Source organism: Arcobacter sp. F155 (assembly GCF_004116455.1).
Taxonomy (GTDB): domain Bacteria; phylum Campylobacterota; class Campylobacteria; order Campylobacterales; family Arcobacteraceae; genus Halarcobacter.
In genome coordinates, this window is the sequence record NZ_PDJU01000001.1 from 417,947 (window position 1) to 443,941 (window position 25,995).

At 30.4% G+C, this 25,995-nt stretch carries 29 protein-coding genes; 21 read left to right on the forward strand and 8 right to left on the reverse strand.

Going from position 1 to position 25,995, the window contains the following annotated elements; all coding sequences use genetic code 11:
- Positions 1–7 precede the first annotated feature (7 nt).
- The 11 genes from soxX (at position 8) to CRV03_RS02145 (ending at position 7,808) form a co-directional block, all read left to right on the forward strand.
- The gene (gene soxX, locus CRV03_RS02095) at positions 8–364 is read left to right on the forward strand and encodes a sulfur oxidation c-type cytochrome SoxX (protein WP_129083484.1); all 357 of its coding nucleotides are present in this window, start codon (positions 8–10) and stop codon (positions 362–364) included.
- A gap of 17 nt (positions 365–381) precedes the next feature.
- Positions 382–834: a thiosulfate oxidation carrier protein SoxY gene (gene soxY / locus CRV03_RS02100; RefSeq protein WP_129083485.1), complete on the forward strand. Its 453-nt coding sequence runs from the start codon at positions 382–384 to the stop codon at positions 832–834.
- 69 nt (positions 835–903) lie between these two features.
- Positions 904–1,221, forward strand: a complete 318-nt coding sequence (gene soxZ, locus CRV03_RS02105) for a thiosulfate oxidation carrier complex protein SoxZ (protein ID WP_129083486.1) — start codon at positions 904–906, stop codon at positions 1,219–1,221.
- 42 nt (positions 1,222–1,263) lie between these two features.
- Entirely contained in the window at positions 1,264–2,202 is a 939-nt protein-coding gene (gene soxA, locus CRV03_RS02110; RefSeq protein ID WP_129083487.1) for a sulfur oxidation c-type cytochrome SoxA, read from the forward strand.
- A 13-nt stretch (positions 2,203–2,215) separates the two neighbouring features.
- Positions 2,216–2,653, forward strand: a complete 438-nt coding sequence (locus CRV03_RS02115) for a hypothetical protein (protein ID WP_129083488.1) — start codon at positions 2,216–2,218, stop codon at positions 2,651–2,653.
- Positions 2,654–2,741: 88 nt separating this feature from the next.
- Positions 2,742–3,389, forward strand: coding sequence for a rhodanese-like domain-containing protein (locus CRV03_RS02120; protein WP_129083489.1), 648 nt, complete (start codon positions 2,742–2,744; stop codon positions 3,387–3,389).
- Positions 3,390–3,426: 37 nt separating this feature from the next.
- Positions 3,427–5,202, forward strand: coding sequence for a thiosulfohydrolase SoxB (soxB, locus tag CRV03_RS02125; protein WP_129083490.1), 1,776 nt, complete (start codon positions 3,427–3,429; stop codon positions 5,200–5,202).
- 98 nt (positions 5,203–5,300) lie between these two features.
- Entirely contained in the window at positions 5,301–6,101 is an 801-nt protein-coding gene (locus CRV03_RS02130) for a thioredoxin family protein (RefSeq protein ID WP_129083491.1), read from the forward strand.
- Positions 6,102–6,104: 3 nt separating this feature from the next.
- Entirely contained in the window at positions 6,105–6,545 is a 441-nt protein-coding gene (locus tag CRV03_RS02135; RefSeq protein WP_129083492.1) for an MOSC domain-containing protein, read from the forward strand.
- Positions 6,546–6,555: 10 nt separating this feature from the next.
- The gene (locus tag CRV03_RS02140; protein WP_258238978.1) at positions 6,556–6,996 is read left to right on the forward strand and encodes a DsrE family protein; all 441 of its coding nucleotides are present in this window, start codon (positions 6,556–6,558) and stop codon (positions 6,994–6,996) included.
- Positions 6,997–7,016: 20 nt separating this feature from the next.
- Positions 7,017–7,808 (forward strand): alpha/beta hydrolase, encoded by a 792-nt coding sequence (locus CRV03_RS02145; RefSeq protein ID WP_129083494.1) that lies wholly within the window; start codon positions 7,017–7,019, stop codon positions 7,806–7,808.
- Here CRV03_RS02145 and CRV03_RS02150 read toward each other — a convergent pair whose 3' ends face one another.
- The gene (locus CRV03_RS02150; RefSeq protein ID WP_129083495.1) at positions 7,809–8,732 is read right to left on the reverse strand and encodes an MBL fold metallo-hydrolase; all 924 of its coding nucleotides are present in this window, start codon (positions 8,730–8,732) and stop codon (positions 7,809–7,811) included.
- Between the two features lie 109 nt (positions 8,733–8,841).
- Between CRV03_RS02150 and CRV03_RS02155 the strand changes: the two genes are divergently transcribed.
- Positions 8,842–10,002 carry an HD-GYP domain-containing protein gene (locus CRV03_RS02155; protein ID WP_129083496.1) on the forward strand — a complete coding sequence of 387 codons (1,161 nt, stop codon included), beginning with the start codon at positions 8,842–8,844 and terminating at the stop codon, positions 10,000–10,002.
- Positions 10,003–10,022: 20 nt separating this feature from the next.
- Here CRV03_RS02155 and CRV03_RS02160 read toward each other — a convergent pair whose 3' ends face one another.
- Positions 10,023–10,703: a rhodanese-like domain-containing protein gene (locus tag CRV03_RS02160; RefSeq protein WP_129083497.1), complete on the reverse strand. Its 681-nt coding sequence runs from the start codon at positions 10,701–10,703 to the stop codon at positions 10,023–10,025.
- A 132-nt stretch (positions 10,704–10,835) separates the two neighbouring features.
- Between CRV03_RS02160 and CRV03_RS02165 the strand changes: the two genes are divergently transcribed.
- The 6 genes from CRV03_RS02165 to CRV03_RS02190 all read left to right on the forward strand — a co-directional run bounded on the left by CRV03_RS02165 (position 10,836) and on the right by CRV03_RS02190 (position 16,457).
- Positions 10,836–11,729 (forward strand): DMT family transporter, encoded by an 894-nt coding sequence (locus CRV03_RS02165; RefSeq protein ID WP_129083498.1) that lies wholly within the window; start codon positions 10,836–10,838, stop codon positions 11,727–11,729.
- A gap of 203 nt (positions 11,730–11,932) precedes the next feature.
- Positions 11,933–13,060, forward strand: coding sequence for a branched-chain amino acid ABC transporter substrate-binding protein (locus CRV03_RS02170; protein ID WP_129083499.1), 1,128 nt, complete (start codon positions 11,933–11,935; stop codon positions 13,058–13,060).
- Between the two features lie 17 nt (positions 13,061–13,077).
- Entirely contained in the window at positions 13,078–13,980 is a 903-nt protein-coding gene (locus tag CRV03_RS02175; RefSeq protein WP_129083500.1) for a branched-chain amino acid ABC transporter permease, read from the forward strand.
- Positions 13,980–14,954, forward strand: a complete 975-nt coding sequence (locus tag CRV03_RS02180) for a branched-chain amino acid ABC transporter permease (RefSeq protein WP_129083501.1) — start codon at positions 13,980–13,982, stop codon at positions 14,952–14,954. Before CRV03_RS02175 ends, CRV03_RS02180 begins: the two co-directional genes overlap by 1 nt.
- Complete coding sequence (locus CRV03_RS02185) at positions 14,954–15,745, forward strand: ABC transporter ATP-binding protein (protein ID WP_129083502.1); 792 nt, start codon at positions 14,954–14,956, stop codon at positions 15,743–15,745. Before CRV03_RS02180 ends, CRV03_RS02185 begins: the two co-directional genes overlap by 1 nt.
- Positions 15,735–16,457, forward strand: coding sequence for an ABC transporter ATP-binding protein (locus tag CRV03_RS02190; RefSeq protein WP_129083503.1), 723 nt, complete (start codon positions 15,735–15,737; stop codon positions 16,455–16,457). Before CRV03_RS02185 ends, CRV03_RS02190 begins: the two co-directional genes overlap by 11 nt.
- Before the next feature lie 24 nt (positions 16,458–16,481).
- On the opposite strand, the gene CRV03_RS02195 is transcribed toward CRV03_RS02190, so the two are convergent.
- Both CRV03_RS02195 and CRV03_RS02200 read right to left on the reverse strand, forming a co-directional pair.
- A complete protein-coding gene (locus CRV03_RS02195; protein ID WP_129083504.1) occupies positions 16,482–17,150 on the reverse strand; it encodes a hypothetical protein in 669 nt (222 codons plus the stop codon).
- Positions 17,143–17,367: a hypothetical protein gene (locus CRV03_RS02200; protein WP_129008390.1), complete on the reverse strand. Its 225-nt coding sequence runs from the start codon at positions 17,365–17,367 to the stop codon at positions 17,143–17,145. The genes CRV03_RS02195 and CRV03_RS02200 overlap by 8 nt, the downstream gene beginning before the upstream one ends.
- A gap of 238 nt (positions 17,368–17,605) precedes the next feature.
- Between CRV03_RS02200 and CRV03_RS02205 the strand changes: the two genes are divergently transcribed.
- Positions 17,606–21,181 (forward strand): bifunctional proline dehydrogenase/L-glutamate gamma-semialdehyde dehydrogenase, encoded by a 3,576-nt coding sequence (locus CRV03_RS02205; protein ID WP_129083505.1) that lies wholly within the window; start codon positions 17,606–17,608, stop codon positions 21,179–21,181.
- A 27-nt stretch (positions 21,182–21,208) separates the two neighbouring features.
- Here the strand turns inward: CRV03_RS02205 and CRV03_RS02210 are convergent, their stop codons facing one another.
- The 4 genes from CRV03_RS02210 to CRV03_RS02225 all read right to left on the reverse strand — a co-directional run bounded on the left by CRV03_RS02210 (position 21,209) and on the right by CRV03_RS02225 (position 24,620).
- Positions 21,209–22,144, reverse strand: a complete 936-nt coding sequence (locus CRV03_RS02210; RefSeq protein ID WP_129083575.1) for an alpha-L-glutamate ligase-like protein — start codon at positions 22,142–22,144, stop codon at positions 21,209–21,211.
- A gap of 1 nt (position 22,145) precedes the next feature.
- Positions 22,146–23,675: an inactive transglutaminase family protein gene (locus CRV03_RS02215; protein ID WP_129083506.1), complete on the reverse strand. Its 1,530-nt coding sequence runs from the start codon at positions 23,673–23,675 to the stop codon at positions 22,146–22,148.
- A 9-nt stretch (positions 23,676–23,684) separates the two neighbouring features.
- Positions 23,685–24,317, reverse strand: coding sequence for an ATP-dependent zinc protease (locus tag CRV03_RS02220; protein WP_129083507.1), 633 nt, complete (start codon positions 24,315–24,317; stop codon positions 23,685–23,687).
- A 108-nt stretch (positions 24,318–24,425) separates the two neighbouring features.
- The gene (locus tag CRV03_RS02225; RefSeq protein WP_129083508.1) at positions 24,426–24,620 is read right to left on the reverse strand and encodes a hypothetical protein; all 195 of its coding nucleotides are present in this window, start codon (positions 24,618–24,620) and stop codon (positions 24,426–24,428) included.
- Positions 24,621–24,735: 115 nt separating this feature from the next.
- On the opposite strand from CRV03_RS02225, the gene CRV03_RS02230 reads away from it, so the two are divergent.
- Both CRV03_RS02230 and CRV03_RS02235 read left to right on the forward strand, forming a co-directional pair.
- Positions 24,736–25,494, forward strand: a complete 759-nt coding sequence (locus CRV03_RS02230) for an ATP-binding protein (protein WP_129083509.1) — start codon at positions 24,736–24,738, stop codon at positions 25,492–25,494.
- A 3-nt stretch (positions 25,495–25,497) separates the two neighbouring features.
- Positions 25,498–25,992, forward strand: coding sequence for a DUF523 domain-containing protein (locus CRV03_RS02235; RefSeq protein ID WP_129083510.1), 495 nt, complete (start codon positions 25,498–25,500; stop codon positions 25,990–25,992).
- Positions 25,993–25,995: the final 3 nt, after the last annotated feature.

Consider the following 25,995-nt stretch of genomic DNA (forward strand, 5'->3'; position numbering starts at 1 on the left):
GAAAGCAATGAAATTAATCAAAAAGTTACTTGTAGCTTCGGCTATTTGTGGATTATCTTTTTCTAGTTCTTTTGCAGATGCAGAACTAGTAAAAAAAGGTGAGAAAGTTTTTAATACTAAAAATTTAGGTAATTGTTTAGCATGTCATGCTGTAAATGGAAAAGCTATTGATGGACCAGGAAGTATGGGACCAGAATTAAGTGGTTTACAGTATTGGCCAGAAGATACACTTTATGATATTGTTTACAATATTTATGAAGCTAAAGGTATTACAAATACATCAATGCCAGCATTTGGTAAAGCTGGTTGGTTAAGTGATGATCAAATCAAAGCTGTAGTAGCTTATTTAAAAACAATTAAATAATTATAAAAGGATAGATGATGATAAATAGAAGAAATTTTTTAGGTTTAGGTTTAGGTGCATTAGCAGTATCAATGGCTCCTTCTACGTTAAGTGCTATTGATTTTAGAAAAGATAAGCCAAAGGCTTGGACTGCAACTAAAGTAGATGCAGCAATCCAAGAAATCTTTGGAACTACTAAAATGACTAAAGGTAAAGTTAAATTAAAAGCTCCAGATATCGCTGAAAATGGTGCAGTTATTCCTGTAACAGTTTCATCTAAATTAGCTGGTTCAAAAGTAGCAATTCTACAAGATGCTAACCCAGAAACTTTAGTTGCTGTATTTACAGTACCAGAAGGTGGAATCATTGACTATTCTGTAAGAATCAAAATGGCTAAAACTGGTAACGTAACAGCAATCGTTGAAGAGAATGGAAAATTATATTCTGATGCTAAAGAAGTTAAAGTAACAATTGGTGGTTGTGGTGGTTGATTTAGTTCAACTAACTTTATAAAGAAATAAAATTTTAAAAAATAAAAAGATATATAAAAGGAATTTATAATGGCTAAAAAAACTAGAATCAAAGCTAAATTAAAAAAAGGTGTAGTAACTGTTAAAGCTCTTGCTAACCACGCAAACCTAAGTTACCAAGAAGCAGAGAGAGCAAAAAAAGAAGCTAACTTCATTACATATGTAGTAGCAAAAGTTAACGATAAAATTGTTTATGAAGTATCAACAAGTCAATTCTTATCAAAAAACCCTTATATGAAATTTAAATTCAATGCAGATGCAGTTGGAGCTAAAAAAGGTGATAAATTAGTGTTTACTTGGGTTGACCTAAAAGGTAACACAAGAGAAGATTCAAAGAAAATTAAATAATTAATCACTCTTTTGAGTGATTAATCTTATAAGGAGATATGTATGTTATTAAAAATTGCTAAAACGACTGCATTAGCTGCTCTTACTGTATGTACTTTAAATGCTGCAGACTTTAATGCACAAGCTGAAAAAGATAGACTTGCTTTAATTGATTATTTTGAAGCAAAGTTTGAAAACCCAGAGAAAAATAGAGGTACTTTTTTCCCTTATTCTACTGATGATGAGTTAAAAAACAACATTATTAGTGGACTTAAGCATGAAGATTTTGCTATTGGAAATTATGCTTTCTCTAAAAATGGAAAAGTGTCATATGAAGAAATCAATGAATTCCCTCCATATGAAGAGTTTATCGAAAATGGTGAAGCTTTATATGAGAAGAAATTTGCAAATGGAAATTCACTTGCAACATGTTTCCCAGACCCAGTAGAAGCAGGTTCAAAATATCCTTACTTTGATGAGGAAAGAAAAGAAGTTATGACATTAACTGTAGCTATTAATGAGTGTAGAACTGATAATGGTGAAAAGAAATGGAATACTAAAAAAGGAAACATGGCTCACGTTCAAGCATTCTTTGTTTCTTCTGCTAAAGAAGAAGAGAAAGTTGTAAATACTAAGATTGAAAGTGCTGATGCAGCTGCTGCTTATGAAAGAGGAAAAGAGTATTACTATAGCCAAAAAGGTTATTTAAAACTTAACTGTGCTGAGTGTCACGTACAAGGTGCAGCACTAAGAGTTAGAAATGAGTCTTTATCTCAATTATTAGGACAAACTACTCATTTCCCAGTTTATAGATTAAAATGGGGAGCTAAAAGCCCTAACAATGATGGTTTAGGTACTTTAGAAAGAAGAATGAGTGGATGTGTAAAAGACCAAGGTCAAGTTCCACCAAAAGCTGAAGATAAAGAGATGAGAGAACTTTTATTCTTTATGTCTTATATGAGTAATGGACTTAAAATTGATGGTCCAGATATTAGAAAATAAGTAGGAGATGGTTATGAGAAAATTATTATTAAATTTATCAATTGCAGCAACTACAGCTTTAGTTTTTACAGCTTGTACAGGGAATGCACCAACTCCTCAAAGTGCGGCAAAAGTTGATGAGAAAGCTCTTTGTAGCGTTGAGAAAAATGGTATTGAGCAAGTTTTAGCTACGGCAAAAGTTTATAACGAAGCAGCTAAAGCAAACAAATTAGAATTTAGAAGATTAAGTGTTAATAACTCTGATTTAATTATCGCTGTAGAAGAAGGTATTAAATCTGGGGCTAAAGAAGTTAATCCTAAAACTTTTAAAGGTAAAAAATCAAAAACTGTTTTACCAATAGAGTTTGCAGCAACAAGAGCTTGTAAATTTGGTATTGCAGCTTTAAGTCAAGCACACGAAGCTAAATCTACTTGGAGACTGGCTGTTCCAGGTGATGGTTTCAAATACTAATTAATTAAATAATTAGACACAATTTAAAAAGTCAAGGATAACACCTTGGCTTTTTTTCTTTAAGATTAAAAAAAGGCTAGGAGAAGAGATGACAATTTTAAAAAAACTATTAGCAACTTCTGCTATTTTTGCAGTATGTTCAACATCAGCAATGGCTGAAGGGAACTCAAAATTTGTTCCTATTTCAAAGGGTGTTAAATCAATTGAAATGAATTTAAATGGCGAAAAGTTTACTTTAATGAGAAACCAAAATGCTGGAAATATTATTTCAGAACTTTATAATACAACAAATAGAGGTGCGCCTCAACCTATGGTTATTGCAAAAGGTGTAGAAACAGTAGGTGAATTAGAGTTTATTGAATACATGAAGAAAGCTCAAAATGATAAGTCTATTGCAATTATTGATTCAAGAAAGCCAGGATGGAATGCAAAACTAAGAATTCCAGGTTCAATTAATGTTCCATTTACAAATTTTAACGAAAAAGATACTGCTATTGAGTGGATGGAAGATGAAATGGGTGTTGTTGACAATAATGGTAAATTAGATTTTTCAAACGCTAAAACAATTGTTTTATATTGTAATGGTTATTGGTGTGGACAAACACCAGCAATGGTTAAAAGAGCAAAATATTCACTTTTAAGCATGGGATATCCTGCTGAAAAAATCAAATACTACAGAGGTGGAATGCAAGCATGGACTTCATTAGGTTTCACTGTAGTTGGAAGTGGAAAATAGTTTAAGACCTTGTCAAAAATTAAAAGAGGATTTATAAATGAGTAAATTAAGTAGAAGAGAGTTTGTTTATATGATGGCAGTACTTGGTGCTGCTCCTGTATTTGCTAACTCTCATACAAGAATGACAAATACAAACAAAATGGAAGACTATTATAAGTTAAAGCCATTTGGTAATGCAAGATTTATGCATATGACTGACTCTCATGCACAGTTACTTCCTGTATATTTTAGAGAGCCAAGTGTTAACTTAGGTTTCCATGGAAACTATGGTAAGCCTCCTCATATTGTTGGAGACAGACTTTTAGATTATTATGGAATCAAAGATAATAAAAGATTAACTTATGCATACTCTTGTGTAGATTTTGAAAAACATGCAAAAGTTATGGGTAGAACTGGTGGTTTTGCTCAAATTAAAACTGTTGTTGATTATCTAAGAAAAAGTTTTGGTGAAGATAAAACTTTATTAATGGATGGTGGAGATACATGGCAAGGTAGTGCAACTGCTCTTTACACTAGAGGTAAAGATATGGTTGGTGCTATGAATTTACTTGGTGTAGATGTTGCTGTTGGTCACTGGGAGTTTACTTATAAAGCTCAAGAAGTTTTAGATAACGTAAAAGAGTTAAATGCTGAGTTCTTAGCACAAAACGTTAAAGTAAAAGAAGATGCATTATTCAATGAAACTGAAATTGCAATGCAAGCTTATGACGAAGATACAGGTCATGCATTTAAACCATATACTATTAAAAAAATGGGTAATGCAAGAGTAGCAGTTATTGGTCAAGCTTTCCCTTATACTACTATTGCAAATCCTCAAAGATTTATTCCTGATTGGTCATTCTCAATTAATGACGAAGGAATGCAAGAGCTAGTAGATGAAGTAAGAGAAAGTGAAAAACCAGATGCAGTTATTGTTCTTTCTCACAATGGTTATGATACTGACAAAAAAATGGCAGAAGTTGTTACTGGTATTGACTTTATTATGGGTGGACACACTCACGATGGTGTTCCAGAAGCATATCCTGTTAAAAATGAAGATGGTGTTACTTATGTTTGTAATGCTGGTTCAAATGGTAAATTCCTAAATGTACTTGATTTAGACATTCAAAATGGAAAAATCAAAGACTTCAAATTTACACTTCTTCCAATCTTCTCTGATTTAATTGATGAAGATAAGCAAATGAAAAAATATATTGAAGATGTAAGAGCTCCTTATAAAAAAGATTTAAATAGAGTAATTGCAACTACTGAACAAACACTGTTTAGAAGAGGTAACTTCAATGGTTCTTGGGACCAAATTATTTGTGATGCTTTAATGGATGTAAAAGGTGCTGATATCTCTTTATCTCCAGGATTTAGATGGGGAACATCTGTAATTCCAGGACAAGATATTACTTTTGATGATTTAATGACTCAAACAGCAATGACTTATCCAGAAACTTATGCTAGAGATATCTCTGGTAAAGATATTAAGCTTATTTTAGAAGATGTAGCAGATAACTTATTTAACGAAGATCCATTCTACCAACAAGGTGGAGATATGGTTAGAACAGGTGGTATTTCTTATAGAATTAATCCAACTGCAAAAATGGGTGAAAGAATTTCTGACATTACACTTACTAAAAATGGACATAAACTTGAAGCTAACAAGTCTTATAAAGTTGCAGGTTGGTCTACTGTTGGTTCTAAAGCTCCAGGTGAACCAGTATGGGAAACTGTAGAGACTTACTTACAAAATGTTAAGCATATTGCAAACCTTAAAATTGATACTCCAGATATTGTTGGAATCAAAGGAAACCCTGGAATTATTTAATAGTTTCAGAATGATAAAACATAAAGAAATCTTTCTTTATGTTTTTGATTTATAAAGTATTTAAGAAAGTATTTTATAAATCAAAAGAAGGACAAAAGATGATTAAAAAGGCGTTTATAGTTCTATTTGCCTGTTTTATATCTACAAATTTATTTGCAGACTTTCAAGAGGGTAAAAAACTTTTTGAACAAAAATGTGCTCAATGTCATAAAGGGTATATCTCATTTAAAAAACTAAAAGAGAACTTTTATGAGAGAAATAATCAATTATTAAAACTAGAAACTCCAACAGAGAATATGCTTGCTTGGGCAATGATGGATAGTAGTAGAAAAATTGGTGACCCAAATGATGAAGATATGAGGTCAATTGAGATTGAAGAGTATTTAAAAAACTATTTAGAAAAACCAGATAGAAATAATAGTATTTGCGATCAGACTGCTTTAAAGTATTATAAAAAGAAAGAGCCAATAAAAATAACAGATGAAGAAGCTGAACTTTTAGCTCAATATTTTATGGGATACAAAGAAGATAGACTTAAGAATATGCCAAAAGCAAATAAGATTCTAACTTCAAACTATGATGAAAAAGAGATTTTAAAAGAAGCGCAAACAGAAGGAAAACATATTATTGTTTATGCTACTTCTAAAACTTGTTACTTCTGTAAAAAAATGGAAAAAGATGTATTAAATCAGCAAGATGTTAAAGATATCATGGCAGAAGATTATATTTTCTTAAAAGTTAATGTTGATTATGTAAACTTACCTTTTGGTTTAAAAAAGCATTTTAAAGGGATGACTCCTACATTTTTTGTATTAACTTCAGGTGGAGAGTTATTAAATACTTATCCTGGAGCTTGGATTAAAAGTGATTATTTACAAATTTTAAAAGAGAATCTATAATTTATGATTATTGGTAAAGTAATAGGTACTTTTAGTGCTAAAAAGGGTGATAGTGGACTTCCTAGACCAAAGGTTGATAGTTTAAAACTAATAGAGGGGTTTGGAATAGAAGAAGATAAGTTTGCTGGAAAAGACTTAGAAAAAACAGTAATGATAGTAGGGCAATACAGTTACGATATCTCTTCAAAAGAGGGAATTAATATCCAAGCTGGCTCTTTAGGTGAAAATATTTTATTTGATTTTAATCCACATGATTATAGTGTAGGAACTAAGTTTAAAATAGGTGAAGCAGTTATACAAATAACTGAAAACTGTACCATTTGTAATCATTTAGCAGTATTTGGTAAAAAGTTACCAGAAATCGTAAAGGATTGCAGGGGTATTTATTGTACTATTATAAATAATGGAGTTATAAAAAAAGATGACTCTGTAGAGTTAATATAAAGGATATATAATGAAAAGAATTTTTATTTTAATGTTTGCATCAGCACTATTTTTATTTGCAAAATCAGAGTTTAGTGAGCCACATCCTACATTTGATGAGCCAAGAAAAGTAGCTATTCAACTTTATGATTCTGACTTGGAAAAAGTAAATCATAATCTTAGTACGATTTATAACATTTTAAAAGAGTACCCAGCAGAATCACTAAAAGTAGTTGTTATTGCCTATGGAAATGGGGTAAGAGCTTTAAAAACAGATTATGATGCAGCTACTCTTAAAAGAATCAAGTCTTTAGTTGAGTATGATGTAGAGTTTATAGTTTGTAAAAACACTATGGAAACTATGAAGTGGACAGAAGATGATTTTATTGATGATGCAAGTTTTGTTCAAGCAGGAATAGTAGAATTAATAGAGAGACAAGTTGATGGCTATATTGGAGTTATAGCTTACTAATTTCATAAAAGGAGTTTACAATGTTAAAGAAGATTTTTACGACAGGATTTTTATCATTAGCTTTAGCTACAACTGTTTATGCAGCTAATGTTAGTAAAGAGCAGTGTGAATCAAAAGAGGGAAGCTTTATTTACGCAGGAAATGAGTGTATTGAGTATAAAGCCTTTGAATCTGAAGACAATGAAGTTATTACTGTAATTGTTCATGGAACTTGGGATTTAGGAACAAATACTCTTGGTAGATATGCTCCTTTTGCAGAAACTATGAATATGATAACAGATTTAACAACTATTGCAGTTGCTCTTCCTGGGTATTCAGATTCATCAACAAACAACTTAAAACCATTAGCAAGTAAAGAAGTTAAAAATTTAGCAGCTAAAAAAGAGTATGTTGAATTTTTAGGAGAATTAGTTTCTTCTTTAAAACAGAAGTACAATGCGCAAAAAGTTAACTTTATCGGTCATAGTGCAGGGGCAATGATGGGTGCAACTTTAATTGGTACAAAGCCTGATTTAATTCAAAATATTGCTTTAGCTGGTGGAAGATATGATATTCATAAAGTAAGTGATGAAAAAGATTTAATCTCAATGGTTGATGTATTAGATAATATAAATAAAGATACTAAAATCTTATTTATTTATGGAACTGAAGATAAAATTTCAAAACCAGAAGTTACTACAAGTTTTTATGAAATAGCTAAAAATAAAGGCTTAAATGTAAAACTAGTAAAAGTAGAAGGTGCAGCTCATATTGATTTAGATATGACAGATACTGCTACAGAAGCTACTGTAGAGATGTTTGAAGAGGAATAATTACTCCTCTTCATAAAACTCTAGTTCATTGTATGCATCAAATACATTTCTAGAGTTTAACTCTTCATATAAAGCTTTATCTTTAAACTCTTCCATTTTAATATGTTTTGTTACCTCAGCTGAACCAATTTCTTCCTCAACAGCTTCTAAAACTCTTTGTTTTAATAGTGTAAAGTATTGTTTTGTTTCATTTATGGCATTTTTACTTGTATCATGACCGTGCCCAGGAATTAGGTTTTTATAATCCATTTTTTCCATCATTTCAACAGCTTTAAGTTGACCAATAACTGAGCCATTTCTATTAGAAGTAATTCTTCCATTCATAACTAAATCACTAGAAAATAGTGTTTTATTTGAAGGGATATATACAAATAAGTCATCACTAGTATGAGCTTTTTTCCCTACAGGAATAATTTGAACTTCCATATCATCAACTTTAATAGAAGTTGCTTCTTTAATCTCATGTTCTACTCTTACTATTTTTGTATTTTTAATAGCATCTTTAGGAAGCATTTTAAACATTCTTGTTTTAGAGCCTTCCTTATAGTTTTTATTTATACTTGAAGAACCAATTATTTTTGCATCAAACTTCTCTTTATAAAATGAAGCACCTAACCAGTGGTCATCATGTTCATGTGTTAAAAAAACTGTTTTAACTGGAAGTTTTTTTATCTCACTCATTTTTTCATATGCTTGTTTTGCTAATTCATAAGTAGCTCCTGCATCTACTAAAAGGTAGCTTTTGCCAGTACTTACAAAACAGTGATTTGACATAAATCCACCATTGTGTTTTGAAGGTGCTTCAAGCTTTCCTAAAAAACACCATGTATTATCATTGATTTTTTTTGGTTCTAGCTTATAATCAAATGCAAAAACTGATGTACTTAAGCCTAAAGCAACGATACTTGAAATAATCTTTTTCATCTTTATCCTTATTTGTTTTTCTTATATTTCTTCATGAAGTATTTTAGTAAATCTAAGGTATAATTAGCATTAATATTGTAATATAATCAACAAATTTTTAGGAATATTTATGGATAAAAAAAGACAAATGAATTTCAATCTAAATAATTTTTTATTGTCATTATCAAATGCATTTGATGAAGTAGAATCAAGATATTTTAATACAAGTAAAAACCACTCTAAAAGAGTTGCCTATTTAAGTTTAAAGTTTGCCTTAGAGTTTAACTATAAACAAGATGCTTTATTTGATATTTGTGCTTATTCTTTGATGCATAATATAGCTTTATCACAAGCAAAAGAGGATAAAGAAAAGTTTTGTAACTTGGCAAATGAATACGCGATGAAACTTCCTTTTGATTTTAAAGAGCAAAAAGATGTTTTAAAGTATCAGTATGAAAGTTTTGATGGAAGTGGACCTTTTAATCTAAAAGAGTATGATATTCCATTATTCTCACAGTTTATCTACTTTGCAAACCATATAGATACAAAATTTGATTTAAGTAAAAACTCTGTAGAAAATAGAACTAAAATACTAGCTTATATAAAAGATAAAGAGAATATACTTTTTTCAAGTGATTTAGTTGAGTGTTTCGAAGAGTTTGCTCAAACTCAAAGCTTTTGGCTTGATTTACAAAATGAAAATGAGTTACTTACTTTTATTTTTTCTACACTACAAGACAAAACTATAGTTTTAGATTTTGAAGAGCTTTTAGAGATTACTTCTATCTTTACACTATTTACTAATGAAAATCTAAATATCATAGAAAATGCATCTAGAGTTGCTGAATTCTATAACTTTGAACACAAAGATAAACAGACATTTATGATTGCAGCTTCTTTATGTAATATTGGAAAACTTTATATTGACGAAAAAATACTAAATAAGCAAAACTCTTTAGATGATAATGAATATGAAGAAATAAAAGCTTATCCATACTATATAAAAAAAGTCTTATCAAATATTATTGGTTTTAATGATATCTGTTCATACGCTTATAAGGTACAAGAACAAATTGATGCAAATGGATATCCTTTTAGCTTAGAAGCAAAGGATTTAAGTCTAAAAGATAGAAGTCTAGCTTTAGTTAATATATATACTGCATTAACAAGTAATAAACCATATAGAAAAGCTTATACTAGAAAAGAAGCTTTTGATATCTTAGAGCAAATGGCAAAAGAGAATAGGGTAGATGAAACTATTGTCAATGATTTTAAAGAGATTTTTAAATAGTAAATCAAATTAATGATTTACTATTCTGAAGTTGTTGTTAGATTTAACATTTTCCAAGAATACATTCCACCTCTATACCAAGAGATTTTTTCTTCTGGATAACCAATTTTTATAAGGTTTTCAATAGCGAAAGTTGATTGTGGACACCATACTCCATTACAAAATAGAACTAACTCTTTAGCCTGTGTGAAATCATATTTTCCTTTTGATACTTCTTTAACTCCAATCATATCAAGAACATCATAGAAATCATCAGGGTATTTGTCTTTATTAAAGTAAGTAAATGGAATATTTTCAGCAGTTGGTATACTCATTTGTAAGAACCAATCAGGAAGCCTTGCATCAATTAATAGCATATCATCTCTTTCTTGAGACTCTTTTATGAAGTTAATAACTTCTATTTCTCCAATAGTTTGTATTTTGTCTGTTATTTTCATAGGAGTGATTTTTCCAACAGTAGTAACAAACTTCTTAACGCATTTTGAAGATAATCCTTCTTTTGCATAGTCTCCTGACCAAATATTTTTAGGATCAGCTCCATTTATTTGTCTACACTCTTCATCATGTATTCTTTTTATATTGTATGTTTTTTCATCATACTTAACTTCTACACCATCACCTCTTAAGTTTAACTCACTCGCATTTACTGCTAAAGTTAGTAATGAAGTAGCTAGGGCTATTTTTAGTGTGTGTTTTAACATTTTAACTCCTTTTTGTTTATTAGAAAATATTATAATAATTTCATATATTTAAACTTAAAAATATTAAATAATAATTTTCTTAACAAAAGCTAAGTAAATATAACATTACGTGTGGTACAATTTGAAAAAAATATGGAGAATACTATTAAATCTCAATCACAAGCTTATAAATTTGCATTAATAGCAGTATTCCTTTGGTCAACAGTTGCTACAGCTTTTAAATTTGCATTACAATATTTATCACCTGAAGAGTTAGTATTACTCTCTTCTTTAACTTCATTAGCTGCACTGTTTTGTGTGCTAATAATAAATAAGAAACTAAATCAAGTATTACCATATATAAAGAAGAATATAAAATTAGTTTTTATTTTAGGACTTATTAATCCATTTTTATACTATCTAGTTTTATTTAAAGCTTATGATTATTTACCAGCTCAAGAAGCACAAGCTATAAATTATACTTGGGCTTTAATGTTAGCATTTCTTTCTGTTCCATTTTTAAAGCAGAAACTTACATTCAATGATATTGTTGCAGGGATTATCTGCTATTTTGGTGTATTAGTTATATCAACAAAAGGTGAACCTTTTTCTTTAAACTTCTCAAATATAGATGGAGTATTGTTAGCACTATTTAGTACAATTCTATGGTCTTTATATTGGATATTTAATACAAAAGCAAAAGGTGAGTCAACAGTAATGCTATTTTCTAACTTCTTAGTTGCTACACCAGTTATAATAATATACTTCGTTTTAACACAACCTCTTAGTGTTCCTAATTCAAGTGGAGTATTAGCAGCAGTTTATGTAGGATTGTTTGAAATGGGTATTACTTTTCTATTTTGGTTAAAAGCAATGCAAAATGCCCAGAATACTTCAAAGATTGCAAACCTAATTTTTATCTCACCTTTTATGTCCTTAATCTTTATATATTTCATTCTAAATGAAAAGATTTTTATCTCTACTTTAGTAGGTTTAGCATTCATCATTGTTGGACTACTAATTCAGCAAAAAAAAGCCAAAGAGTAGCAATAAAATAGCATTTTAAGAAAATTACAATAAAATGATATATTAGTTATAATAAATGGTCTTTTTTTAAGTCTTAATTTATTTTTACTGTGAAATAATGAATAGTTTTCAAAAGTCATTACTTTTAGTACTACTAAAAAAACATTAGAAATATTGTTTGGATTTAGACTAGAAAAAGATTTAATTTAAGGAAAGGGGATTAGATGAAATTAACTAAGTTAGCTAGTGCTTTTGCACTAAGTGCAGCTGTTTGTACTTCAGTATTTGCAGCAGATACAGTTAAGATCGGTGTTCAAGCACCAATTACAGGGAAGTATGCAAATGAGGGACAAGGTATTGACAACTTTGTTAGACTTATTGTAGATGAAAAGAACAAAGAGGGTGGACTACTTGGTAAAAAGATTGAAGTAGTTACTTGTGATGATGAAGCAAAAGCTCAAAAAGCAGCTGTTTGTGCTAAGAAGTTAGCAAATGCAGGTGTTTTTGCTGTAATTGGTTCTTATACTTCAGGAGCAACAGAAGCTGCTCAAACTACTTATTATAGAAATAAGATTCTTCAAACTTCAGATGGAACTTCAGATTCTTTAATTAAAAGAAAATATTGGACATTCTTTAGAAACTCATTTCCAAACTCAGCTCAAGGTGAGTTTACAGCAGACTATTTTGTAAATCAAAAGAAATATCAAAGAATTGCAGTATTATCTGATTATTCTTCTTATTCTGATGGATTAGCAAACTCTGTAGAGGATTCTATTAAAAAGCTTGGTGGTAATGTAGCATTTAGAGGAAAGATTAAATCTGGTACTCAAAACTTTACAGCTATCTTAACTAAAATCAAAGCATTAAACCCAGATGTAATTTATTACTCAGGTTACTATACTGATGGTGGACTTTTAAGAGTTCAACAACAACAATTAGGAATTAACGCTGACTTTGTTGGTGGTGATTCAAATGATAACCCAGACTTCTTAAAACTTGCAGGAAAAGCTGCAGAAGGTGTTTATTTAGTAAATGTACCAACTCCAGATATTTTACCTTATGAAGCTGCTAAAAAATACTTAACAGCATATGAAGATAGATTTAACATGAAGCCTCCTTCAATTTGGGCTGTAGTTAATGCAGATGGTTTAAGAGCAGTTATGGAAGGTGTTGAAAAAACAAACTCATTTGATACTAAAAAGATTTCTGACTATATTAGAAATGATATGAAAGATTTCCCAGGAATTACTGGACCATTTAACATTAGAGAAGATGGTGAAAGAGTTGGAGCATCTTTAATGGTGTATCAAATTCAAAATGATGGAAGCTACAAAGTATCATTCAACAAATAATAAGAGAGCCTAAATAAATGGATATTTTTCTTCAACAGTTAATCAATGGTTTGACTATAGGAAGTTTATATGCATTAGTTGCTTTAGGTTATACAATGGTTTACGGTGTGATGAAGTTAATCAACTTCGCACACGGTGACCTTGTTGCCTTCTCAGCTTATGTTGGACTTACTATATTTACACAGTTTTTTGGTGCAAGTGCAGTTTCTTTTGTTAATGTAATTATCATTTTCTTATTGACTGCTATTATTGTTGCTTTTGTGGGTGTTCTTCTTGAGCGTCTTGCATATAGACCTTTAAGAACGGCACCAAGACTTAGTGCTGTTGTTTCAGCACTTGGTGCAGCTTTAGTTATTCAAAATGGAATAATGCTTATTTGGGGTCCAAATATGCAAATTTTCCCAGCAGATTTATTACCTAGTACAACTTGGAATGTTTCTGGTGTAATTATTACATTTACACAGCTTTGTATTTTAGTACTTTCAGCTGTATTAATGATAGCTTTATACTTCTTTATTAATAAAACAAAGATTGGTACTGCTATTCGTGCAACTGCAATTGACCAAGATGCAGCAAAACTAATGGGTATTAATGTTAATAGAATTGTTATGATTATTTTCGTAGTTGGTTCTATGCTTGGTGCTATTGGTGGTCTGTTTATTGGTATTTATTATAGATCTTTAACATTTGATATGGGATGGGTTTATGGTCTAAATGCCTTTATTGCAGCTATTATTGGTGGAATTGGTTCAATTCCAGGAGCTATGATTGGTGGATTATTACTTGGATTATTTAATGCTTTAATTGCAGGTTATATCTCAACAGAATGGGCTGAGACATTTACTTTTGTTCTTTTAATTATTATCTTAATTGTTAGACCAACAGGTATTCTTGGTGAAAAAACAGCGGAGAAAGTATAATGAATAAGACTACTTTAATTGCTACTATATTTATATTAGTTATGGCTGTTTTCCCATTTACTGTTGATTCAGCTTGGCTTAGTATTGGTATTACGTTTTTAGTATTTGCTACAGTTGCCTTTTCTCAAGATATTATTCTTGGACGAGCAGGTGTATTTAATATGGGACATGCTATTTTCTTTGGTATTGGAGCATATACAACAGCAATATTAAATGTACATTTTGGTTTAGAAATTATTGCAACTATTCCATTTGCAATTATCTTTCCTGTAATTGTTGCTATTGTACTTGCAGGTCCAATCATTCACCTAAGAGGTGATTATTTACTTGTAGCAACAATTGGATTTAATATCATTTTTGAACAGGTTTTATCAAATGATTTATTTGGTTTAACTGGTGGTCCAAATGGTATTTTTGGAATCGATGTTGTAAGAGTATTTGGATATGAATTATGGTCAGATACTGCAATTTACTATATGGCATTTGGACTTCTTTTAATTACACTGTTAATTATTAGAAACCTTGATAACTCAAGATATGGTAGAGCACTTTATTATATCAATAAAGACGAAATTGCTGCAAAGTCTATGGGTATTAATATTCCATATTATAAACTATTTGCCTTTGCACTAGGTGCTGCTATTGCAGGTGTTGCTGGTTCTATTTTTGCAATTCAGTATTCAGCTGTAAGTCCTGAGTCATTCTCATTTATGCAGTCAGTTATGTTCTTTGCTATTGTACTTGTTGGTGGTTCTGCATCACTTCCAGGTGTAATTATTGGTACATTTGTAATGTTTGTACTACCTGAACTATTTACAGAGTTTAAAGAGTCAAGATATTTAATCTTTGGTGCTGCAATGGTTCTTACTATGGTTCTTAGACCAAATGGTGTATGGCCAGCAACTTTTGGAAATATTCCAAAGTATTTAAAAGAAAAAGCACTAAAAGCAAAATCAAAAGGAGAAACTGAATAATGAAATATGTACTAGAAATAGATAACGTATCTAAGTTTTTCCATGGTCTTGTTGCAATTGATGACTTAACTATTAAAGTAAAACCTGGGCAAATCTATGGGATTATTGGTCCTAATGGAGCAGGGAAAACTACACTTTTTAACTGTGTTACTGGTATTTATACACCAGAGCAAGGAACTATTAAATATAAAGGTGAAGATATCACTGGAATGCAACCTCATAAAATTGCTCAAAGGGGAGTTTTAAGAACATTCCAAAATATTAGGCTATTTAAAGAGATGAGTGTAGCTGAAAATATTATGGCAGGATATCATACAAAGTCAAAACAAAAATGGTATCACGCAATTATCCATACTCCTGCATATAAAAAAGATGAGCAAGAGGCTTGGAAAAAAGTTGAAGAGTTAATGGAGTTTTTTAATTTAACTCATTTAGCTACAAATGCAACTGGTGATTTATCTTATGGTAATCAAAGAAAAGTTGAGATGGCAAGAGCATTAGCTGCAAAGCCTGAACTTCTTATTTTAGATGAGCCAGCAGCAGGTCTTAATGAAAATGAGACAATTGAGTTAACTGAAATCATTAGAAAAATATCTCAAATGGATATTGGTATTATGATGATTGAACATGATATGGAAATGGTTATGAATTTAACTGATTATATCACTGTTATTAACTTTGGAAAAGAGATTTCTCAAGGTGAACCAAGTTTTGTACAAAATGACCCAAGAGTTGTAGAAGCTTATATTGGTTCTGATGATGACGAGGAGGAAGAGCAAGATGGTAAATAATGAGATTTTATTAGATATAAAAGACCTTCACGTTTCATATGGAGCTATTTCTGCAATTAAGGGAATTAATATTCAAGTAAGACGTGGAGAAGTTGTAACAATCTTAGGTGCAAATGGTGCTGGAAAAACTACAACTTTAAGAACAATCTCTGGCTTACTAAAAGCAAAACAAGGTAGTATTATCTTTGATAAAAATGATATTACTAGTACTCCTGCTCATGATATAGTAAGTTTAGGTATGTCTCACTCTCCTGAAGGAAGAAGAGTTTTTGGAACACTTACTGTTGAAGAGAACTTGATGATGGGTGCATATACACTTAAAGACCACGACAAAGAGACATTACAGTGGATTTATGACATCTTACCAAGACTAAAAGAGAGAAGAAAACAGCTTGCTGGTACTCTTTCTGGTGGTGAGCAACAAATGCTTGCAATAGGACGTGCTATTATGTCAAAACCAAAGCTTTTAATTCTTGATGAGCCTTCACTTGGACTTGCACCTATTTTAATTAAAGCAATTTTTAAAGCAGTAAAAGAGATTGCACAAAGTGGTGTAACTGTTTTATTAGTAGAACAAAATGCGAAGGCTGCATTGAAGTTAGCTGATAGAGCTTATGTTTTAGAAGTGGGTCATATTACCCATGAGGGAACATCTGAAGAGTTATTAAACTCAGAGAAAATCCAAGAAGCTTATCTTGGTAAAAAACACTAAATAGTAGTAAGGGAAATCCTACTACTATTTAAAAAATGGTTCAATAATATAACAGCTCATTGACCACTCTTCATCATCTTTTGTTTTATGGATTTCTCCACCTTTAAATGTTGCTTTTAAGTTATCATAGTTAGCTACTACTTTATCAAAGTTTTTGATTATCTCAGGAATTCTTTTATCAAGCTTCTTTCTTGCATCTTTAGTAATATCAGAGTAGAAAGTAAATACTCCATAATCTAAACTAGACTCTTTATAGTTTTCATCCCTTTGAATCATTTTACAGATTCTATCTACTTCATCTAAGTACTCTTTTTTAGTATTTATAACATTATTTTTAACAGAGATAATTACTCTTGAAATTGAGTCATTGTGGTTACTATGAGGAATTCTTTCATCAAGTGTTATACTAAAAGTACCTTCTGTAAGATCTCTTTTAGTCATAAAGTTTGGATATTCATCTCTATCAGGTAGTGAACATCTTAAAATATCTGTAACAGTAGCATTTATAAATATTTCTGGTGTGTGCTCTTCTATTTTTGCTATCTCTTGAGCAATATGAATAGTTACAATTTTATGGGGACCATAAGAAAGACTTAGTCTATCATTTGTCCAAAATAAAAAGTTGTTTTTAGCATTTACAATACCATTTAAAATAGCATCTACTACTTTTTCTTGTTTTGGAAAGTTATTCATAGTAGTTTTCCTCTACTTCTTCAATAATGCCACTTTCATAAAGAATATTTTCTATAAGTCTATTTTTTGATACATTGATTTTCTCTGAAAGAATAACTAATGCATCATCAAGTTTTGAATCAATTTTAATAGTTAGCTGAGTAATCTCTTTTTTGTTTTTAAGACTTTTATCTATTACATTTCTTATAATTTGTCTATCATATTTTTGTTTAGCCAAAAAATAACCCTTTGATTTTTGTTTACTTATATTACTTTGATTTCTTTTAAAACTCCTTGAAGTAATGCTTTTTAGGTTTTATAGAACAGTTTTACACAATACTATAAATAAGTAATTTTAGATACTAAAATAAGTAAAATTTAAGTCTAAATTAAGTTTTTGTGTGTGATAATTTTTGAAAGGTACTACTTTTTGTATTACTTAATAAAATTTATGCTTTTAATTATAAGGATACGGGATGAGAGAAGAAAAAGAGATTATAGAATCAGCAGTTAAACTGGCTGAAAAATGGCAAAGAAGAGCTACTGAGTTAGTTAGTGACTACGATAGAGAGTTCTATAAGAAGATGAACAAGATGTTAGAGCATCCAAAAGACAAAGCTTTACTAATTGAGTTAATGGACCAATGCTTTAGATGTGAATCAAATGATAGAATTGCAAATCAAATCATTTTTTTACTTGAAAAGCATGGTATGGCACACTTTTTTACTACAAAAGATAGAATGCTTTTATGGTTATTCCAAAATATAGGTAAATTTTTACCAAACCTTTCTGTACCAATGTTTGTAGATCAAATTAGAGATGACACAAAAACTGTTGTATTAAAAGGTGAAGCAGAACCATTTAATAAGCATCTTAAAATGAGAAAAGAAGAGGGTACAAGGGTAAATATTAATTTAATTGGTGAAGTAGTTCTAGGGGAAGAAGAAGCTAGTGAAAGAATTGAAAAGTATTTAAAAGCTTTAGAAAACCCAAATATTGACTATATTTCTATTAAAATCTCTACAATTTATTCTCAAATAAGTGCTTTAGATTTTGAACATACAGTTGAAGTATTAGTTGAAAAGCTAAGCAAAATTTATGCTCAAGCTAAAAAATATCCTTATATTGCACCAGATGGTACAAAATCAAATAAATTTATCAACCTTGATATGGAAGAGTATAGAGACTTAGATATTACAGTTGAAGTATTTAAAAGAACTTTAGCAAAAGAAGAGTTCAAAGACTTCTATGCAGGAATTGTACTTCAAGCATATTTACCTGATTCATTTAATGTACAAAAAGATTTATGTGAATGGGCAAGAAAAAGAGTAGAGAATGGTGGAAGCCCTATTAAGTTTAGACTTGTTAAGGGTGCAAACATGGAAATGGAAGAAACTGAAGCTTCTCAAAAACACTGGGAAATGGTAACTTATACTGAGAAAAGTGATACTGATTCAAACTACAAAAGAATGATTAGACATGCTTTAAAACCAGAAAATGCTCCATATATGCATGTGGGAACGGGGTCTCATAACTTATTCGAACTTGCCTTTGCTACAGAACTAGCAAAAGAGAATGATACAGAAAAGTATCACACAATTGAGATGTTAGAAGGTATGAGTGAGTCAGCAAGACTTGCAATTAAAGAGATCTCTAAAAATGCGATTCTTTATGGTCCAACAGCTTCAAAAGAGCAGTTCACAAATGCGATTGCTTATTTAGTAAGAAGACTTGATGAAAATACAGGTCCTAATAACTTTATTAGATATTCTTTTGGATTAGAAGTTGGAACAAAAGATTGGAAAGATCAAGAAGCACTATTTAGAAAATCATTTGAGAATGAGAAAACATCTTTTGTTGGTGCAAAAAGACAGCAAAATAGATTAACTGAAAAATGGGATGATTTCTCTAACTCTTCATACGATACAGGAACTTATCACGCAGAAGCTGATACAGATTTTGTTTTACCTGCAAATCAAGAGTGGGCAAGAAATATTATAAAAAAATGGAAATTCTCTAAAGACAGTGAACATAAAGTTGCACCAGTTGTAGTTGGTGGAGAAGATTTAATTGAAGGAAGAAAAGTTGTAGATGCAATTGATAAATCTCAATTAAAAGAGGGTGTTTTAGCAGGTAGATTTGCTAATGCTACAGCAGAAGATTTACAAAAAGCAGTAGATATTGCAGATGCTGATGTTGATGGTTGGAGAAGTAAAACAAATAGACAAAGACATGAGGTTTTAAAACAAGCAGCTATTAAAGTTAGAGAAAGAAGAGATGATTTAATAGGTGTTGCAGCAGCAGAAGTAGGAAAAGTATTTACTGAAACTGATGTTGAAGTATCTGAAGCAGTTGATTTTATTGAGTTTTATTCTCACTCTTCAGAGTATTGGGAAAAATATGAGAACTTAGAGTTTAGCGGAAAAGGTGTAGGTGTTGTCGTACCACCTTGGAACTTCCCTGTAGCAATTCCTTTAGGTGGGGTTGCATCAGCATTAGCAGCTGGAAATACAGTTATTATCAAACCTGCTTCTGTTGCAGCATTAACTGCTTATGAAATGTGCAAATGCTTCTGGGATGCAGGAGTTTCAAAAAACACTTTACAGTTTGTTCCTTGTCCTGGAGCATTAGCTGGTGAGCATTTAATTGCTAATAAAAAAGTTGATTTTGTAATTTTAACTGGTGGTGAAGATACTGCCCACAAAATGCTTGAAACTAGACCAGACCTTTTCTTAACAGCTGAAACTGGCGGAAAAGATGCAACAATAGTTACTAATATGGCAGATAGAGACCAAGCAGTTAAAAATGTTTGTTTAAGTGCTTTTAACAACTCAGGACAAAAATGTTCAGCTACATCTTTACTAGTATTAGAAGAAGAAGTTTATAATGATGCTTCATTTAGAAAAGCTTTAGTTGACACTGCTAGTTCTATGAGTGTTGGTTCTGTTTGGGATTTTAAAAATAGAATTGGTACGTTAGCAAATCCTGTTGGTGGAGCATTAAAAAAAGCAATTTCTGAATTAGAAGATGGAGAAGAGTGGGCTTTAGAACCTTCATATGCTGATAATAATGAGTATATGTTAGAACCAGCAATTAAATGGGGTGTAAAAGAAGGAAACTTTATTCATAAAACAGAACTTTTTGGACCAGTATTAGCAGTAATGAAAGCAAAAGATTTAAAACATGCAGTTGAGATTGTAAACTCTACAGGGTATGGTTTAACTTCTGGAATTGAGTCTTTAGATGAAAGAGAAGTTGAGTATTGGAAAGCAAACCTAAAAGCAGGAAATCTATATGTAAATAGAGGAACTACAGGAGCTATTGTTTTAAGACAACCATTTGGTGGTATGGGTAAATCTGCAATTGGAGCAGGGAGAAAAGTTGGTATTTATAACTATATAACTCAGTTTGTTGATTTTGAAGAGAGTAATATTCCAAAAGTAGCTAAAAAATATTCTACAGATTTAACAAGGTTTATTGAGTCTTGTAAAACAGATAATAAATATAAAAATGATATAGAAAAGCTTTCTTTCGCTTTACAATCATATTATGAAAACTATGAAAATGAGTTTTCAAAAGAAAAAGACTATTGTAATGTAAGAGGAGAAGACAATCACTTTAGATATATTCCTTTAGATAATGTAATTATTAGAGTTAGTGATGATGATACTCTTTTTGATGTAGTATCAAGAGTTCTTGCCGCAAGAGTTTCAAAGGTACACTTTAAAGTATCAGTTGATAAAAATAAGAAAGTTAAAAAGTTCCTAGAAGATTCATACTCTAAACTATTTACTTCAAGGGATAACTTAGTTATTCAAGATGAAGAGAAGTTCAAAAAAGAGATTTCTAAGTACGATAGAGTAATCTATTCAGATATTGCAAAAGTATCTGAAGAAGTATTTAAAGAAGCTTCTAAAACGACAACTTTCATCGTAAGAGGAAAACCTATGATGGAAGGAAGATTAGAGCTTCTAAACTACTTTAAAGAGCAATCTGTTTCACACTCTTATCATAGATATGGAAATATTGGAGCAAGAGAGCAAGGAAACTAAAAGAAGAGGAGTTTATCTCTTCTTCTTTTAAAAGTTCTCTTTAGAGAATGCAATCTTTTCTTCTAAAGTTTTATTAGAGTTTTTTAAACTATCAATTAAACTAAATCTTTTTAAAGCACCAATGTCATTGGCAATTTGTATAGCTAAACCAGGTCTTGCATTTAATTCTAATACTAAGGGACCTAAATTTTTATCAATAACAATATCAGCACCTAAGTAACCCATATTTGTCATCTCATAACATCTTGCAGATAAATGAAGTATCTCATCCCAAAAAGGAACTACTAATTCCTTTAGGTTTTTATTTGTATCAGGGTGCAGTTTAATTGGTCTATCAAACTGTACTGCATTTAAAGCTTTTCCAGTTTTAATATCAATTCCAACTCCAACAGCACCTTGATGAAGATTTGCTTTTCCATCACTATTTGAAGTAGATAATCGCATCATTGATAAAGTAGGAAAACCTTTATATACAATTACCCTTACATCAGGAACACCTTCATAACTAAACCCATCAAAGACATCATCAAAATCAACTAGCTTCTCGAAAACAGCTACATCATTTCTTCCACCAAGAGAGTATAGACCACTTAGAATATTTGAGATATGTCTTTTTATATCGTTATAATCTAAAGCTTCACCACTTGGTTTAATAAACTTGTCTTTATCTCTTTTAACAATAACAAGAATACCTTTACCTCCACTTCCTTGTGCAGGTTTTATAACAAAGCCACTTTGGTTTTCTATATAGTCTTCAAAGTGATTTATTTCCACTTGGTATTGAATATAACCTAGTAATTTAGGAACTGAGATTCCATGTTTTTGGGCTAGTTTTTTAGTTTTTAGTTTATTATCAACTAAAGGAAAGTTTTTTCTATCGTTGTGTTTTCCTATATAGTTGATATTTCTGTCATTCATTCCTAAAATACCAAGTTTTTTTAGTTTAAAAGGGTTTGCAAACATTTTACTTAACCATTGATTTAAATCTATAAAGCTCACTTAGTCTATAACCACTATATCTTCCTAGAAGTATGATTAATCCAAGAACTGCTAATAAAACTTCTGGGAAGTTAAATGTAATGAAACTTAGAACAGAGTTTGTCATAGCAAAGTAAGCAATAATAGATACTATTAAAGAACCACTACCTTGTAAAAATACCTCTTTAGAACCATCTTCTTCCCAAATAATAGACATTCTTTCAATAGTCCAAGCTAAAATAATAATAGGGAAGAAAGTAATACTTGTAGCATATTCTAGTTCTAACTTATGTGAAAGAATAGCCACAAAAGCCATTATTCCAACAACAACAATTAGTACAGAAGATATCCTTGCTACAAGAAGTAAATTTAAGTGGGATAAGTATGACCTAACAATAAGTCCCATAGTTACAACTAAAATAAACATCATAATACCAGGTATTAAACTTGTTTCAATAAATGCCATCGATAATAAAATAGGCATAAAAGTACCAGATGTTTTAAGTCCTACAATTACTCTCATAATAACAACTACTAAAGCTCCTAGAGGAACTAAAAGAAGTAGTTTAAATGTATTTTGTGACTCATTTGGTAATGTAAACAATGAAAAGTCTAAAAGAGTACTTTGGTTTTTAAGATCTTTAGATAAAGCAGCATTTCTTGCTGGTACAATATTTTTAGTTACAGAGAATCTTACATTAGAGTTTTTAACACCCTCAGCTTCTAATAAGAACTGTGAACCTCTTTGCCATATAAATATTTCACTACTATTTTCAATAAGACCATTATTTATATCAAATAAATACCATTTGTCTTTATGGAAAACTTCTAACATAGGAGTTAGTACTATATTTCTTTGTTTATCTTCTAAATATAATGCACCAATTGTTCTAACCTTGTATTGCATTTTATTTAGAAGTTGAACTAGGGCATCTCTTTTTTCTTTAGCTGTTTTCATATAATTGTTTTTAATCATTTTTGCAGCTTGAGAAGGTTGAACTAGGTTAAACTCTTTTATTAATAAAGAAGTAAAGGTCAAAGAATCAGAGCTTTTGTCATATATTTTATTTAATAAAGAGTTTGCTGCTTGAACCATTACAGAAGGAACTTCCATTGGCTCAACTTCAATAGGTTCTGCTTCAAGATTTGCTTTATAGTATTTGTCTTTTATAATATCAATTGAGTAGTAGATTACTTGACTACCTTCAATTTCTCTTTTAGACCAAACACCTTTATTTATAGAGTTTAGTTTTCTTTTTGTAAAACCATAATCCGCAGAACTTGACTCTTCATTTACAATGATAATTCCATCTTGCTTTTTAGGAAGAATCATAGAAACTAAGGCACTTTGGTTTTTCTTACTATCAAAACTAATTTTTGCTTCAATATTCCATATATTTGTAGTCTCTTCTTGAAAAATAGGGAAGTTAAGTACTTTTACTTTATAACTCATTAGAGCAATAGAAGTAATAATTAATATAATTGAGAATAAGAGTATTTGATTTCTTGATGTCATTTTTACTCTTTACTTAGCTTTTTTTATTGGCTCTTGCGTGAACTTTTTAGATACATCAACTAAAACCATACCAGTTAGGAAGTTTTTACCAATAAGAACTGGATAAGAGAACTTACTTCTATCTGTAAGTGTTACATCAACAAGCTGACTACTGTTTGCAACGTTTATTCTCATTTGTACTACATATCTTTTTTGATTTTTTGCCCCATGTCTTTTGATATAAACAATTCTACTTATAGGTAAAGCTTTGTTAATTAGTTCACCTTTTTCATTTTCTAAAGTAAACTTAACCCATTTTTTCCCATCTCTTTCAAAAGCTTTTATATTTATTGCATGTAAAGAAGTTGTAGTTGCACCTGTATCTATCTTAGCTTTTAGTTTTAAGTTCTCTGAAGGAATATATACATATTCATAGTTACCTAGAATTATCTTTGAGTCTTTTTGTTTTGGCTCTTTTGTAATATAAACAGGAACTTTTTTCTCTTTATATACAATTTTTTCTTTTATTATTATTTTTTCTTTAGGTTCTTCAATTTTAGGTTCTTGTATATCCATTTGTTCAGTTTTACTTGCAGCTGAGCAGCCAATGAAGATTACTGTTAAAGCTGAAAAAAAGATAGCATTAAAAAAAAGTTTTTTCATTATTTAATCCTTTGAAATATATATGAAAGGCATGATTATAGTATAAATATCTAAAAAAACAGTAAAGAATTTAATTTAAAGCAGTGAGGAGAAGAGAAAGAAGATACTTTAGTATCTTCCATTATATTTCATAATTAAGATTTGCTCATAAAGCATATTACCAAAGCCTTCAGGTAAGTTTTCATGCTCTTTTTCTACTAGAGTTATAATCTCTCTTATTTGGTCTTCTGTCATATTTTGAACAACAGGAATGATAGTTTTAGCAATTGTGTCTTTAAACTCTTTTATTTCTTCTTGTGTCATGTAAATTAGTCTTTCTAGTAAAATTAAAAAAGAAATTATAGTGTAATTATCTAAAAAAGCAGTTAATTTAGTTTTTTTTGTTATAATCGCGAAAAATATAGTTAGGAAAGAGATTTTGGTAAACTTAAGTAAAAAAATTTCAAGTTTAGTTGGAAGAACAAATGCAGAATATGGATTGATTCAAGAAGGTGATAGAGTGTTAGTTGGTTTCTCTGGTGGGAAAGACTCTACAACTTTAATTCATGCCTTAAATCACCTAAAAAGAGTTACACCTTTTGACTTTGAGTTTAAAGCAGTAACAGTAACTTATGGAATGGGTGAGCAAGTACAGTTTTTAGCTGACCACTGTAAAGAACATGGAATTGAGCATGAGATTATTGATACAGAAATCTTTGAATTATCAAAAGATAAGATTAGAAAGAACTCATCATTCTGTTCATTCTTTTCTAGAATGAGAAGAGGGTATTTATATTCAACAGCACAAGAACAAGGATACAATAAAGTAGCACTTGGTCATCATTTAGATGATGCAATGGAGTCATTTTTTATGAACTTCCTATACAATGGTGCATTAAGATCAATGCCACCTATTTATAAAGCAGAAAATGGTTTACAGGTTATTAGACCTTTAATCTTCTGTAGAGAGAGACAATTAAGAGCTTTTGCTCAAACAAATGAAATCTCAGTAATCGGTGATGAAGCATGTCCAGCAATGAGATTTGATATTAAAATGCCTCATGCAAGAGCTAAAACAAAAGAGTTATTAGAAAAAATGGAAGAGGAAAATCCTCAAATGTTCGTTTCTATGAAATCTGCATTTAAAAATATACAAACATCAACATTCTTTGATAAAGAATTACTGGATAGAGATTAATATATGAAGTTATTGGTCTCTTCTTGCCTTTTAGGTGAAGATGTTAGATATGATGGGGGAAACTCTTCTGTAGCATTTAATCCAAAGTTTTCTTTTTCTTCAAAAGAACTATTTATGGATATTTTATGCGACAATGAAGTTTACTCTTTATGTCCTGAAGTAAAAGGTGGATTACCTACTCCAAGAGATCCAGCGGAGATTACAAGTGTAGAAAAACCTTTTAAAGTTGAAACTATAAATAAAGAAGACGTAACTATAAACTTTTTACTAGGAGCAAAAAAGGCTTTAGAGCTTTGCCAAGAAGAGGGTATTAAAGTTGCTTTATTAAAATCTAAATCACCATCTTGTGGAAATACAAAGATTTATGATGGTACTTTTACAGGTAATTTAGTTGAAAATCAAGGATTAACAGCTAGATTATTAAGTGAAAATGGAATCACAGTATTCAACGAAACTCAATTAAAAGAATTACAACAGTTTATAAGAACTAATAAATAGTTT